Consider the following 14747-nt stretch of genomic DNA (forward strand, 5'->3'; position numbering starts at 1 on the left):
ACTATGCCAACGCGATTACAACGCAGACTAGAACAGCAACATCCGCAATCTATTGATATGTCACCCCTGCTCGACGTGGTATTTATTCTGCTTATATTTTTTATTGTAACCACAGTATTCGTAAAAGAAACGGGGGTTAAAGTAGATAAGCCACAGGCTATTTCGGCGCAAAAGCTAGAACAAACAGCCATACTTTTAGCCATAACCGATGCAGGCGAAATATTTTACGACGGCAGCAACATCGGAGTTTCGGGCGTGCGCAGTACCGTTGAACAATTACAGCGCTCCAAGGCGCGCCCCGTTGTTATCCAAGCAGATAAAACTGTACCAACGCAACTCTTACTAGAAGTAATAGATGAAGCAAAATTAGCCGGTGCACAAACCGTTAACCTTGCGGCTCTTACACCTTAGGCAATTAGCATCATGAACTATAAAGCAAATATTAAACGGCGCGTAAGTTGGCCGTCAAAATTGCAATTACAAGCAAGCTTGCTAAGCCTAGGCATTCTAAGCGCTGCTTTATTTTTGCTGTGGCTAGGCCAATGGCTGCAATTTACAGTAGAAGACAAAATAGAAATTCGTGAAATTGCTATCGCAACACCGCCTCCTCCACCACCACCGCCCCCCACATTGGAGCAACCAGTAGTAGAAACGCCAATTACCTTACAAGTAGAAGGCACAGGCCCCTCGCTTGAAACCATCAAGCTTGAGCCAAAATTTACTTTAAAAAAACCAGATACCCCCACCATTAATACTCAGCAAACCCAATGGCAATCTCTAGAAATAGATTGGGATGCATTGAGCTTAAACGACCTAGACGGCTTACCCTCGCTGCTTACACAGCTGCGCGTTACATTTCCTAAAAGCTTATCGCGCAAAGGGGTAAATAAAGTACTCGTAAAACTTGATGTTGTTATCGATGAGCAGGGCAAGCTGACACTTGTGAATATAGTAGAAAACCCCCACCCCGAATTGGTGAGTGAAATACAACGGCTAGTTCGCAGCACACGCTTTACGCCACCCCAAAAAGACAACCAACCTGCACGCGCACGTTTTATATGGCCCGTAGAGATAGAAGCTTGAGCAAAATAACAATGAAGAATTATATCACCCCAAAGCTATTACTTTTGAAGTTAGTACATAGCAAAGCCTATGCAGCTATAATGGTTAGCGCTTGTCTGTACGCCCAGTCAAATAGCGCCCACGCAGAATTACACATTAAGCTACAACAACCCACGTGGGAGTTTTTACTGCACAACCAACCACAACCCACAACACAGCTATCTACCCAAGCACAACTGGCTAGTAGTGAAAGTCACTTCGCTAGTAAAATTCAGCCTTTACTGGCCGCACAAAAATACGATGCAGTATTAAAAGCCTTTAACCAACGCGACATAAAAAATGACAGCGCAGCTTTACGGCAACTGCGCGGGCAAATACTGCTTAGCATGCAGCGCACAAAAGAAGCCGAGCAAGCACTACTTGCCGCTATTGAGCTAATGCCAAACCTAGCACTTGCGCATCGCAGTTTAAGCATGGTGTATATGGTAGAAAAAAACTACGCCGCCGCAAGCAAACACCTGCGTAAAACCATCGAGTTAGGTGTAGCCGATGCCCAAGTGTACGGGCAACTCGCTTACGTTAATTTACAGCAAGGACAAGCGGCCAGCGCCGTAGCGGGCTACCAATATGCGCTCTTACTAGACAGCGATAATCAACAATGGCAGCAAGGGCTACTCTATGCACTTATAAACAGCCAGGCATTCGATCAAGCGCAAGCCTTACTTGAAGGCATGTTGCAAGCCAACCCGAAAGACACCAACCTGTGGCTGCAGCGCGGGCAAATTGCACTTAAGCAGCAGCGTCCACAACAGGCACTTAGCAGCTTGGAAACAGCCCTAGTACTGGGTGAAAACAACGCAGATAATATTGCTACCCTTGCGCAACTCCATATACAAAGTGGCAGCGCAAATAGAGCGGTAACTCTACTGGCAAACAACATTACCAAAATGGTAGCCAACAACAATAAAATTGAAGTTATAGACCAAGTATGCGCTTGGCTTGCCTACCAGCAGCAATGGCAGCAACTTGCAAACCTTACCCAAGCCCTGCAAAAAAACACCAATAACATACCTGCCCATTACCGTTCGCGCTTTGCGGTTTACGCCGCGCAAGTTGCACAAAGCAACGGTAAAACCAAGCACGCCACCAAACTGCTAGAAGAGGCAGTTAACAACGACCCAAGTAATGGCGAAGCCTTATTAACACTGGCAAATATTTTACGCAGCCAACAGCGTACGCAACGCGCCAACCTTTATTACATTCGCGCAGAAGCCCTAGCCGATTACAAAGAGCGTGCTTTATTAGGTCGCGCTCAGCTAGAAATTGACGCAAACAATTACCCGGAGGCGCTGCGTTTGCTGCGCTTGGTAGCTCAATTAAACCCAGCCCGCACGGATGTATTGGCGAATATTCAATCCCTAGAAAATCTAGTACGTAATCGGAGTTAAGATTAGTGAAAAAGTTTTTAATTACGCTTCACCGCTGGTTAGGCGTACCCCTTGGTTTGTTGTTTATTGTTACCTTTGGCACAGGCTGCCTAACGGCGGTAGATGAGTTATTGCATCGCGTGGACCGACAGCAATTAAGCGCTAATTATGAATACACCCCAACAACTATTGAACAAAATGCTGCAGCGATAGAAAAAATCACTGCAGATAAACCTGGTATTCGCGCAGTTACACTGCCCACACCCAGTAAGCCCTATTATCAAGTAGTGGCGCGCGGTGAGACTTGGACTTACGCCATAAATGATCTAGACAATGCCGCCCACTACCAAGAAGGCAACGATGGCTTTTTCCACACGGTGCTCGATTTACATCGCCATTTTTTACTAGGTAAAGAAGGCCTGTTTGGCGTGCAGGGTAAAGAATATGCCGCTTGGGTAGGCTTGCTAGCACTGCTGTTAAGTTCACTTGGCCTATGGCTTTGGTGGCCCTCGAAAAAAACATTTAAAGTAAAAGACATGTTACCGCGCGGTAAAAAACGCAAACACTTTTACTACAGCCATATGACCAGCGGGGTTGTTGTGCTCGCAGTAATCGTTCTGCTTGGCCTAACCGGTGCATCTATTACTTATCGCTCAATAACCCAACAACTGTTTGGCGTTGAACGCAATAAAGCCTCTACCATGGCCCCTATCGTCGTGGCGCCCACATGGCAGGCTTGGTTAACCGCAGCGCAGATTGCAATGCCTGAAGGCGCTCAACTAGATTCCGTGCGCTTTCCTCGTCAGCCACGCAATAGTGGCGCCGAGCAGCGTAATACCAGCAAGCCCGCTAACAGCGAAAATACTACGCCGAACAATAAAATGGGCAATAGAGCAAACAGCGCAGCTAATGAGGCTCGCAAAAATACAAAAGGCGAAGCCGAGGAAAGCGCTGAGAAAATATTTGAGTTTAAATTTAACGCCGCAGGCAACTGGTTTGGCATTGCATCTAGCTCGGTAAAAATAGACAAAACTACATCTGCCCTAAAAGACGTAAATCTATTTAGCCAACAAACGTTTGGCGAAAAATTCTACTCGATATTGGTGCCACTACACACTGGCAGGCAACTACCTGCAGCATATGCATTTGTATTGTTGGTATTTAGCTTTTTTGGCACAGTAATGGTGCTGTCTGGTTTGGTAAGCTTTGCAATAAAAAAGCGCAAATGGAAAAAGGCAAAGCGAGCTAACACGCTCGAAACAGAACTAAGCCCTAGCTAACAAGAAAAAATACACCATTAGAAAAATGTAAAAGATAGGACGACCAGCTGTTAGCCTAACACTAGCAACTGGTCGTTATTAGATATGCGCGTAACAACAATAATAATTAAGCGCGACTCATAAATTTATGATCGACAGTACTCACTTTAATTTTTTCGCCAGATGCTATGTACTCGGGTACCTGAATAACTAGGCCGGTAGAAAGCGTTGCAGGCTTGGTACGCGCGGTAGCTGATGCACCTTTAATTGAAGGGTCGGTTTCCACAATAACCAAATCTACCGATGCAGGCAGGTCGATAGCAACTGGCTGACCATTTACGGTAAATACCTGAATACCTTCTGTTGTTTCAGTAACGAAGGGTAACTCTTCGGCAATAGCATCTTTATGGAGGTTGTACGGGGTGTAATCTTCGTTATCCATAAATACGTATTCGTCGCCGTCTACATAGCTAAAGGTTGCTTGATGACGGGAAAAATCCGCTAGGGTAATCATTTCGTCGGCTTTAAAGCTTTCGTCTACTTTTAACCCGGTAGCGACTTCGTACATGCGCACACGGTAAATACTGCCACCAGCACGGCCCTGCGAGGTGGATTTATACACATCTTTAATAAGGTAGACCTTACCGTTATGTTCGATGGCTTGGTTCTTTTTAATGTCACTGGCTTTAGGCATAGCAATCTCACTGTCAATTTTGCCCGCGAAATTAGCATATTCTTTAATTTTGGCCAAGTATTAGCGTGGCCTGCAACCATATAAAGTGAACAAACCTGTACCACCAGCGCTTAGGGTTAAACTGCGCGACCGCTACGCCCATACGGCTAAACCGGCTACAATAGCTCGCAGTGGCTATCCAACCACCCCACAGTGTTATATAAAGGCGCTTAAAGAATGCAATTTACCCTCAACGCCATAGGCAAAATTCACACGTGTTATAAGCAAAAGTTTGGTATTCCACGCCAAGCGGGGCTTAGCCCCAGTGCAGAAGCGCGCATAGAGATTTTCGCCCCCTACAACCGGATAGAAGCCTTTGAGGAGCTAAAGCAGTCTTCCCATATTTGGGTGCATTTTGTGTTTCACGAGAACCGCCGTACGGAGTGGAAACCCAAGGTTAAGGCCCCTCGTCTTGGCGGCAATAAAACCATTGGCGTATTTGCCACTCGCTCGCCGGTTAGGCCTAACCCTATTGGGCTATCGGCAGTGCGACTAGAGACGATAGAGCATTCGAGTAAGGGGCTATTTTTAGTAATACGCGGCGGCGACTTTTTAGATGGCACCCCAGTTGTAGATATAAAACCTTACGTGCCCTATTGCGATAAAATAGACAACGCAACCAATGGCTTCGCTGCAGATGCCCCCGCAACCTATGCCGTACAGTTTGATGAAGAAACACTAAGTAAAATTCGCGCGATATCTATCGCCAATTTAGAGCCGCTAATTATAGAAACATTGCAGCTTAACCCCGCCCCACAATACCAAACAGCCGATACCAGTAAAACTTACGCCTTGCGCCTGTTCGACTACGATATCCACTGGCAATTGGCTTCGGTAAATGCCATTCGGGTAACGGGCATTACTCAAGCAACCATATGAGCAACCACATAAGCAAATACATAAGCAACCAACTGCAACTTGCTACTATCGGCTATAAACCCAGCTCGGTAAGCCCAGGGTGCCCCTCCGGCCTTGGGCCGCTAGGCCAGTGAAATTTGCGCTGTGCTTCGCTAATGGCCACATCATTTATACTGGCATGGCGCTGCGCCATTAGGCCCTGCTCGGTGAACTGCCAATTTTCGTTACCGTGCGATCTAAACCAATTACCATTGGCATCGTGCCACTCATACACAAACCTCACCGCTATACGGTTATCTGCGTGCGCCCAAAGCTCTTTTATTAAGCGGTAGTCGTTTTCTTTTTGCCATTTGGCAGATAAAAAACGCACTATCTCGCGTCGGCCATTTAAGAAAACATCTCGGTTGCGCCAGCGACTATCTAATGTATAGGCGGTTGCGACTTTGTGAGGGTCTTTATTGTTCCATGCATTTTCAGCCATGCGCACTTTTTGCAAAGCGTCTTCACGCGTAAAAGGCGGTAATGGCGAGCGTGTATCTTCTATATTAATATCGAAATTCATTGCCATATTCCGCCTGAGTTAGCATTAGAACACCATTTAAAACAATCACATTAAATAAAAGGTGAGATAACCTCACCCTACTTGGCTAGTATGTTTTGTAAGGTAAAAACTTACCCGAGAGCACAACATTGACCCTATCCCCTTTTGGGCATGCTTCGCGTTTTATATCCATACTAAAGTCGATAGCGCTCATAATGCCGTCGCCAAACTCTTCGTGTATTAGCTCTTTAATAGTAGACCCGTACACGTTTACCACTTCGTACCAGCGATAAATTAACGGGTCTGTAGGTACAGCGGTTGGCAGTGAACCTTTGTATGGCGCTATTTGCAACCAAGCAACGGCTTCATCTGGCAAGTCGAATAATTCGCCTATTGTTTCTGCTTGTTTTTTATCGAATGTCATTTGCCCCAAACAAGCCGCAGTTGTCCATTCTTTAGAGAGGCCAATCGCCTCTGCAACGGCAGACCATTTAATGCCCTTTTGTACTTTAGTGGCAACTATTAACTGGGTAACTTCTTCGCGACTGCTAATCATAACTATCTCCTAGGTAAGAGGAATACAATGGAGCTAAACCACTGCGTTAAAAAACATTTACGCGCGCACTTATTTATTCACCAACAAATAAACAACAATAACAGCCAGAATGAGCGAAATTCCCTGCCATACGGCAATCGGGTTTCGCTCCATTAATGGCGGGCGCGTTTTATCTAAAAATTGTTTATTGGGATGGCGCAGGTCGTGAATATATTCGAATATTTCTTCTTGGCGCCTATCGGGTAACGGGTGCACAGCTTTGCGGATGGCATCATCTACCCAAGCAGGAATTTCACTGTCATCACTAAGCAAGCTGTTGTACCAAAGGTTGCGCTGCGCCGAAATTGTTTTAGCTTTGGGTACATTGGTACCGTAGGGGTATTCGCCAGAGAGTAAAAAGTAGGTAATCACACCTAGCGAGAATAATTCTGAGCGAGGCGAGCCTGGCTGACCTAAAAAATACTCTGGTGCACTATACAATGCAGTGCCTTGCAGGTAGGTATCGGGGTTAAACAGCACCGCCTCATTTAAGCCCGCAACACTTACCGCACCAAAATCTATAATTTTTACGGTGCCGTCTTTATCTAGCATAATATTTTCGGGACGCAGGTCTTGATGTAGCATTTCCATACGATGAAAAGCCTGCAAACCCTTGGCGATTTGCTCGATGATATCGCGCACAATTTCGAGTTTAGGCTTTGGGTTATCTAGTGCCCACTGCGCTAGCGTTTGACCTTCGATATATTCAAATACCGTATAAATATAGTTACGTTTTCTATCGGGTAAGTCAGCTTTTAGTACATGGCTACTATTAATGCGCCGCGCAACCCACTCTTCTAGTAAAAATCGCTCTAAGCTTGCTGACGTATTACTTAGCTCTGTAGAAAGTACTTTAAGCACTACGTTGTGTTTAGTTTGTTTATCCTGCGCTAAATACACTCTGCTGCGACTAGTAAAATGCAGCTCTCTTAATATGATATAGCCATCGAACTCCATACGCGGCTGCAGCTGTGGCGGTAAGGGAAGCGCTTCTGCTTGCTGCTTAACACTTTTATTAGCTTGCTCAGGTAACTCATCTACCCGTAGTATTTGAATAGATAAATTGTCGTCACTGCCGTTACTTAGAGCGTATTCAACTATTTTTTTAGCGGCCTCATCTAAATTAGCAGCGCCACTGTTCACTGCGCTTATAATTTCTCCCGCTGGCGCGAATTCATATACACCATCAGTAGCGATAATATACACATCATCTTTGTGCACGGTTTGCGCTTGGTAGTCGAAAGTGCAATTTGACTCTATGCCTAGCGCGCGACTTAAATAGCTTATTTCCTGCGTTTCCCATAAACGATGATCGTTGGTGAGCTGCTCTAAACCATTTTTGTTCAACCTGTATACGCGGGTATCGCCTACATGAAAAATATGCGCGGTAGTATTTTTGATTACTATGGCGCTAAAGGTACATACATAGCCTTTATTCAAATCGAACCGATAAACGCTACGTAACGATTGCGAATGCAACCACGAATTGGTCGCGCTTAACACGCGCTCTACAGAATTTTTAACTGACCAGGCTTCGCTGGTACAGTAGTAATCATCTAAAAAGTTTTTAACGGCTACTTGACTTGCAATTTGGCTTACTTCACTGCTGCTAATGCCATCGGCCATGGCCATAGCCACGCCTTTCATCGTTAGCATGGCGTTTTTGGGTATATGCACTGCATGAAAATCCTGATTCACCGCCTTGCGGCCTTTATCAGAACATTGCCCTACAGAAACTTTAAGCTGTGCAGTCATTATTATTCTCTTTAAGGCTTAACCCCCAGCAGCACTAACAATGCCACTGAGGGTTATTTAAATTAAAGAAATATGTTGCTATTACGCCGTACGTTTTGCACCCGTGCGCACATGTGTGGTGTAAAGCGTTAAACCGGTAAATGCCAAGCCACCCACAAGGTTACCCAATGCAGTTGGAATTTCGTTCCAAATAAAATAATCCATTACAGAAAACTCACCGCCCATAATTAAACCAAATGGGAACAAGAACATATTTACAACAGAATGCTCAAAGCCCATAAAGAAGAACAAGAAGATAGGCATCCACATTGCTATAACCTTGCCGCTAACCGATGTAGAAATCATCGCCCCTACTACACCTAGCGATACCATCCAGTTACACAGCATGCCGCGAATAAAAATAGTTATCCAACCTGCAACACCATGCTCGGCATAACCTAGCGTACGTGCCTCGCCAATACCCGCAACTTTAGAACCAATCGCGCCAGCCTCTACGTTAAAGCCATAAGTAAAAATAAACGCCATCATAAAAGCTACCGTAAGCGCACCACCAAAGTTACCTAAAAACACAAGCCCCCAGTTGCGCAATATTCCTTTTACCGTTACGCCTGGGCGTTTATCCAGCCAAGCAAGCGGTGCCAACACAAACACCCCTGTTAACAGGTCGAACCCCATTAGGTAAAGCATACAAAAACCAACGGGGAACAAAATTGCACCAATTAAAAACACGCCCGTTTGCACAGCAATGGTAACGGCAAATACCGCTGCTAACGCTAATATTGCGCCAGCCATATAGGCGCGAATTAATGTATCGCGGGTGGACATAAATACTTTAGATTCACCGGCATCCACCATTTTGGTGGCGAATTCCGCGGGGGCTAAATAAGACATAATTTCACTCTCTTCTGGTTGGGATTCTGCTAACTTAAAAGTTAATAAATATTGCGTACCGTTTTGCGGGCTAACTAAGATAAAAAATATTTTTTACGTTTCGAATCACTCTGTAATTAGTCGCACTGTTGTTAATCACCCCATGGGTAGTACAAAACAGAAGCACAAAACGGAACTACAAAACACACAATCGATAACAGGTAAGAGCAAGCCCTATGCCAGAACAGGTAGTTCACCCCATATACAAGCCTAATTTTGACTTATGCACCATTACGCCACAGTGTTTCCCTATAAATAAAATTCGCCAGCGCCCCAACATATGACTTTATATTTTCACCCAACGGTAAAACGCTCCAACTTCGAGCAAGCAAATAAAAATCCAACAACTTAGTCCTCAACCAAACCAGATCAATCACTACAAGCCTCCAAACCCACAAGACAAAAGTAGTGCATAACACCCAAATTGGTGCAAAAGTTATCCATAAAAAAAGGCGAGCCCATAAGACTCGCCTTTAAAGTAGTTATACAAAATTTATATCGATCTATATTTTTACAGGTAACAGTATTTTTACTGGTACCTGTAAACTGCCAACTGTAAGCTCGCCCTTATTGACAACTACTCCACACTAAATCCAATACCTGTGGGCTTTGCTCTTCCACCAAAAAGCCGCGGTCTGCATCATAGTAGCCCACACATTCTTCTGGTATTGTTTCCCTATCGCCCCAATCGCTGCCATTCAAGAAGTAGTAGCCACCTTCTGCACCTACGGCTAAATCGTAACTAATGGTATAAATTGCGCTAGCGCCAACTTGTGTAAGCTCGGTGATTGTCCAAGCATTTAAGTCGCCTGCAACATACACACCACCACTTACATCTACACCAGTCATATCTACATTAAGCGTTAAGGTTGTTGGCCCAGCCGCTTGCGGATCGAAAACATCACAGCTTGCCCAAACTGCGGTAACTAACTGCTCCCCATTTTCGCCCACCGTATATAAACGATTTAACGTATCTTCTGGGTTTGCACATTCGCTAGGAACCGTTTCGCGCGTACCATTTTTTAAGCCAATCGCATAGTGGTAGCTTCCGCTTTGCGCTGCTTGGATATGCGTGGTGTAACTATAAATGTTTTCGCCTTCATATAGCATGGGCTGCAATGTGTCTTCGGTAAACGCCCCGCGAATAAATACCCCTGCGCTGGTGTCTTGGCCAGTCATATCCACTCTAAAGGTAGTAGCTAGCCCCGCTTCTGGGGTTTCGCTTAACTTGGTAACCTCCATCCATTGGCCACCAATATGAAAGTTTAAGCCGTCGCGGTGATCGAAGTAAGCAACATGCTCGTGAGATGAGCCCTGCCCCCAAGGTGTGCGACATTCGGTTGATACCCAAGATGGCTCCCAAAACACCACTCCAATACCACCAGCATCAGCAACCGCTTGCGATAAATCGGTAAGATATTTAAGTTGGTTCTGTTTGCTCACAGGTAAATATGCGGGGTCGGCAATGCCAATAATATTGCCTAAGCTATCGATGTTTTCTTCATCCCACAGGTAGCCTGTTTCAAGCATTAACGGGTCTAAATTAGGGTGACGTTCCTTTAAGGTTGCAATCATGCTTGCAACGTCTTCTATTGGTGCTTGCTCCCAACCGTAATAAAACGAGAAGCCCGCGATATCAATATCCGTTACTCCGATGCTTTTTAACTTATCAAAAAATGCGACGGCTTTATCTGCACCTGCCACGTGGATAGCAATACGCGGAGCGTTGGTCATCCCTTCACTAATATCGCGCACAGCAGAAATCGCAGAGTTATACATACGCGCAACATATTGATCTGAGTAATTTGTTTGCCCGCCTTTACTCACATTTAACCCCGTACCCGCATCATTCATTTCTATAATGAGGTTTTGAGTCGTCATCATGCCGGAGTTAGATTCGTTACCAATTTGAATAAGCTCGGGCATTAAACCTTCGTCGTTTAACCCTGTGAGTACTGATGTTACGTAATCGTATATATGCGCAGCCATGGCGTCTTCATCGCCAAAGTCATTTTCCCATGCGCGCGGCGTTGTTTGCCTGCCGGGGTCTGCCCAAATATCTGAGAAATGAAAGTCGAGCAGCACTTCCATACCGGCGGCTTTTGATCGTCGAATTGTTTCTGTTACATCTTCAAGCCCACTGTAATTAGCTTTCCAATTTGCCGCTACAGATTCTGGCTGGGTAATAAGCGCCTGCCAGTAGGGGTCGTTCCAGTGACGCACGCGCACAAGGTTGCCGCCGTGATTGGCGATCACTTCGTAGGGGTCTACTACACTGCCTGCATCTTTATACACTGCGCCGCAGTCTTCCATTTCGTTTACGTAGGAAAGGTCGTTACCGAAATAGAATGCAACAGGCTCCGCTTCTGGTTCAGCTTCTGGCTCCTGCTCTGGTTCTTGTTCAGGCTGGGGTTCTGGCTCAGTCACCGGTGGCGGGTTGCTGTCACTGGCACCGCCACAACTCGCCATAAAACTGCACGTTAAGGCAAGTAGAAATAGCTGGATTATTTTTGTCTTCACGAAAGCCTCCTCTTAGGGCTGTTTATTGTTATCTACTGGTTACTTTAGAGGCAATTTAAACACTTCAGGTAAACGTTTACCACATATTTTCATACAATCTTACAAAGGAGTACAAACCCAGGTCACGGCAATTTAAAGAACCACCCTCACCCGCTCACATAAAAACCATATATATCAATAAGTTACAACTAAGCCAGCAGCCATTCAAACCACTTCAGTGACTCACCAGCACGGGCAACTTAAACAGAAAATAAGGTAAACGATTACCCATTGAGTTATAAAAATACAACGCATGAATACTTATTTTTATAACGCTCTATGCGTTCAGCCCAGCAAGTGCAAGAGCGAGAGCAAGAGCAAGAAAGTAAACATACCGCCCCCACATATGGGAGATAAGAGGTGATACGCTAGCCCAAAGCTAGCATTTAACAAATTGGCCACCCTAGATAGGTATGGGTGGCGCTTTGCAATACTGCTGAATGTAATCGGTGTGCTGCGGCATGCTGGCAAGTGCCTGCTGAACCGAACTCCGAATATTTTTTAAAAAGTGATGAAGCTCATCCTCAGACATCATATCCACAATAGGATGATACCCCTCTGGCTCTATGCCCTGCCCCAACATGACTTGCACCCAGGAATACTCGCCAAATAGCTCATCGTCTTTTGGGTAAAATCGAGAAGATTTTTTAAATAGACTGATACGGTGCGCGAGTGTTTCGGGTATAGACATATTTGCGCAGTAGCGCCAAAACCGCGAATCGTTACGCTGGTTTACGTGATAATGCAAAATAATAAAATCGCGTATATGCTCAATCTCTGCTTTAGTTTGCTGATTGTATTCAGCCACATCGGTATCGTTTATTCCATTCGAAGGGAACAAAAAAAGCAGTCGCAAAATGCCGCGCTGTATTAAATGAATACTTGTAGATTCAAGAGGCTCGATAAAGCCGCTTGCCAACCCTAATGCAACGCAGTTTTTATTCCAGTGTTTTAAACGCTGGCCCGTGCGATATTTAATTACTCTTGGTTCTGTTAGCAGTTCGCCTTCAATATTATTTAATAGTGTTTGCTTAGCTTCTTCATCGCTAATATGTTTACTGCAATACACTAAACCGTTTCCCACTCTATGCTGCAGCGGTATACGCCACTGCCAGCCGGCAGCGTGAGCAGTAGAGCGGGTATAAGGTATGGGCGCTTGCGTTGCTGCTGTTTGCACTGCCACTGCGCTATCGCAGGGCAACCAGTGGGACCAGTCTTCGTAACCGGTTTGCAATGTTTGCTCTATTAATAGGCCAATAAAACCTGTGCAATCTATAAATAAATCGCCTTCTACTTCTTGGCCGCTTTCTAACACTAACGATTTAATATAATCGTTATGTAAGTGTGTTTTAACTTCAACAATTTTACCCTTTATACGTTTTACGCCAAAGGTTTCGCTGAATTTACGCAGATATTTAGCGTACAGGGTTGCATCTAAATGGTAGGCGTAAAAAATATTGCCGCTATTGGGGTGGGCAAATTTATTTTGTTTGGCGGCTTCTAGCTCTAAGCAATAATCGCCGTAATCGTGGTTAACGCCTAAGTCTACTCCCCGCCGCCAAAAATGTTGGAAGCCTGCGGCCCAACAATCTTTACCTACTGCGCCAAACGAATGAATGTAGCTCGACTGGGTATCCTTCCAACGTTTGAATTCGATACCCAGTTTGAAGGTTGCTTGGGTGGCAGCCATAAAGTGCGGTTCTTTAATGCCCAACAACTTATGGAATGTTTGTAACGCGGGAATGGTAGCCTCACCCACCCCTACCGTGGCAATCTGATCGGATTCCACTAAACTAATATCGAGGTTTTTACCGAGTAACTTAGATATGGCCGCTGCGGCCATCCAACCTGCTGTGCCGCCACCTGCGATGACCACTTTTTTAATTTTATTTTGTTTCATTTAAGCCTCGCAATTAACGGTGAACCGCTCAACGATTAAGCTGGGCGAGCAGCAGCGCGCGCAATTTACGTGCGGCAGTATCGTCTAACTCACCTAGAAACCCTAGCGCCTGCTCGGGAATATGAGCGTTGGTACTTTCGTCTGCATCGAAAATGTAGTGATTAAAGATATTCTTCCAAGCTTGGCGTTGCTCTGGGGGCAAATCACGCAGCGTTAATAGCGCGTGATGCAATACATTTATGGGTGGCCCCATAAATGCGGGCGTCTCTCGCCACCAGTAGTTAATTAACACATTGAGTTTGTCTAGGCTCTCTACGTGATGCCACCACATGCTTGGAATAAACACCGCGTCGCCAGGCTCCAGTTCGGCAACCTGCGCGCTTGCTAACGCATTGCGAAAACGCGGAAACTTGTCAAAATCGGGCGCATAGAAGTCGACCAAACTAATTGATTGGCCACCGGGCGCAAATGTAAGCGGGCCAGGGTAAAGGTTTTGTAATTGCTCCGGAGGGAAAAGCGTAAAGCGCCTGCGCCCCACTACTGAACAAGCTATATTATTTGGCAAGTCATAATGCGCAGCTATTCTATTTTTATTGCCTATCCAAATACTCACCCTAGGGTTCAATTCGTTAAGGGCAAGGTCGTTAGCCCCACGCATACCCGGCAAGAAGCTATCGATTACCGAAGAGCTTACATACAATGTTGGTGGCTTAGACTGTTCCGCCACTGCGAGAATTTCGTTTAAAAAGCTTCCGAGATGTACTTTTTTAGCGGCGTAGTTAAAGCCAGTAAAATCTTCGTTATAAAATATGCGGCCTTCTATTTCTGGCGCACCTATAGATACCGGTACAGGCAACCCCTGATAAAACTGTTGAATATATTCAACAGCTTGTGCGTTAGATTGCTGCCCCGCCTGTACAATGGGCCACTGGCTTACCAACCCTTTAAGAATTAACGGCTGGGTAGAAGTAAGGACCTCTTGGGAAATGTTGCTTGGCGTACAGCCGTTAACTTCTCGCACTTTGCCCCCAATATTTGCAATACTTTCAACGCTCACCATACGATCAACACTGCCTGCAATATTTTGTGTATTAGGCATTCTTTACACCCACTTTTTATTAACCGGCA

At 45.3% G+C, this 14747-nt stretch carries 13 protein-coding genes; 5 read left to right on the top strand and 8 right to left on the bottom strand.

Annotation, left to right across the window (positions count from 1 at the left end):
• Positions 1-3 precede the first annotated feature (3 nt).
• Genes SDE_RS14745 through SDE_RS14760 form a run of 4 tightly spaced genes read left to right on the top strand, consistent with a single transcriptional unit; the run spans position 4 to position 3769 of the window.
• A complete protein-coding gene (locus SDE_RS14745; RefSeq protein WP_011469290.1) occupies positions 4-411 on the top strand; it encodes an ExbD/TolR family protein in 408 nt (135 codons plus the stop codon).
• 12 nt (positions 412-423) lie between these two features.
• Positions 424-1083 (top strand): energy transducer TonB, encoded by a 660-nt coding sequence (locus SDE_RS14750; protein ID WP_011469291.1) that lies wholly within the window; start codon positions 424-426, stop codon positions 1081-1083.
• 44 nt (positions 1084-1127) lie between these two features.
• Positions 1128-2510 carry a tetratricopeptide repeat protein gene (locus SDE_RS14755; protein ID WP_041325820.1) on the top strand — a complete coding sequence of 461 codons (1383 nt, stop codon included), beginning with the start codon at positions 1128-1130 and terminating at the stop codon, positions 2508-2510.
• Between the two features lie 5 nt (positions 2511-2515).
• Positions 2516-3769 carry a PepSY-associated TM helix domain-containing protein gene (locus SDE_RS14760; protein ID WP_011469293.1) on the top strand — a complete coding sequence of 418 codons (1254 nt, stop codon included), beginning with the start codon at positions 2516-2518 and terminating at the stop codon, positions 3767-3769.
• A gap of 106 nt (positions 3770-3875) precedes the next feature.
• Here SDE_RS14760 and yeiP read toward each other — a convergent pair whose 3' ends face one another.
• Complete coding sequence (gene yeiP, locus SDE_RS14765; RefSeq protein ID WP_011469294.1) at positions 3876-4442, bottom strand: elongation factor P-like protein EfpL; 567 nt, start codon at positions 4440-4442, stop codon at positions 3876-3878.
• A gap of 216 nt (positions 4443-4658) precedes the next feature.
• Between yeiP and tsaA the strand changes: the two genes are divergently transcribed.
• Positions 4659-5360, top strand: a complete 702-nt coding sequence (gene tsaA, locus SDE_RS14770) for a tRNA (N6-threonylcarbamoyladenosine(37)-N6)-methyltransferase TrmO (protein ID WP_011469295.1) — start codon at positions 4659-4661, stop codon at positions 5358-5360.
• Between the two features lie 52 nt (positions 5361-5412).
• On the opposite strand, the gene SDE_RS14775 is transcribed toward tsaA, so the two are convergent.
• The 7 genes from SDE_RS14775 to SDE_RS14805 all read right to left on the bottom strand — a co-directional run bounded on the left by SDE_RS14775 (position 5413) and on the right by SDE_RS14805 (position 14718).
• Positions 5413-5901 carry a DUF1348 family protein gene (locus tag SDE_RS14775; RefSeq protein ID WP_085978726.1) on the bottom strand — a complete coding sequence of 163 codons (489 nt, stop codon included), beginning with the start codon at positions 5899-5901 and terminating at the stop codon, positions 5413-5415.
• A gap of 85 nt (positions 5902-5986) precedes the next feature.
• Positions 5987-6436, bottom strand: a complete 450-nt coding sequence (gene cynS, locus SDE_RS14780; protein WP_011469297.1) for a cyanase — start codon at positions 6434-6436, stop codon at positions 5987-5989.
• 69 nt (positions 6437-6505) lie between these two features.
• Positions 6506-8230 carry a bifunctional protein-serine/threonine kinase/phosphatase gene (locus tag SDE_RS14785; protein WP_011469298.1) on the bottom strand — a complete coding sequence of 575 codons (1725 nt, stop codon included), beginning with the start codon at positions 8228-8230 and terminating at the stop codon, positions 6506-6508.
• Between the two features lie 81 nt (positions 8231-8311).
• Entirely contained in the window at positions 8312-9121 is an 810-nt protein-coding gene (locus tag SDE_RS14790; protein WP_011469299.1) for a formate/nitrite transporter family protein, read from the bottom strand.
• A 606-nt stretch (positions 9122-9727) separates the two neighbouring features.
• The gene (locus SDE_RS21420; RefSeq protein ID WP_011469300.1) at positions 9728-11680 is read right to left on the bottom strand and encodes a glycoside hydrolase family 53 protein; all 1953 of its coding nucleotides are present in this window, start codon (positions 11678-11680) and stop codon (positions 9728-9730) included.
• A 442-nt stretch (positions 11681-12122) separates the two neighbouring features.
• Complete coding sequence (locus tag SDE_RS14800; RefSeq protein ID WP_011469301.1) at positions 12123-13619, bottom strand: tryptophan halogenase family protein; 1497 nt, start codon at positions 13617-13619, stop codon at positions 12123-12125.
• 28 nt (positions 13620-13647) lie between these two features.
• Entirely contained in the window at positions 13648-14718 is a 1071-nt protein-coding gene (locus tag SDE_RS14805) for a cupin-like domain-containing protein (RefSeq protein WP_011469302.1), read from the bottom strand.
• Positions 14719-14747: the final 29 nt, after the last annotated feature.

Source organism: Saccharophagus degradans 2-40, from assembly GCF_000013665.1.
Taxonomy (GTDB): Bacteria; Pseudomonadota; Gammaproteobacteria; order Pseudomonadales; family Cellvibrionaceae; genus Saccharophagus; species Saccharophagus degradans.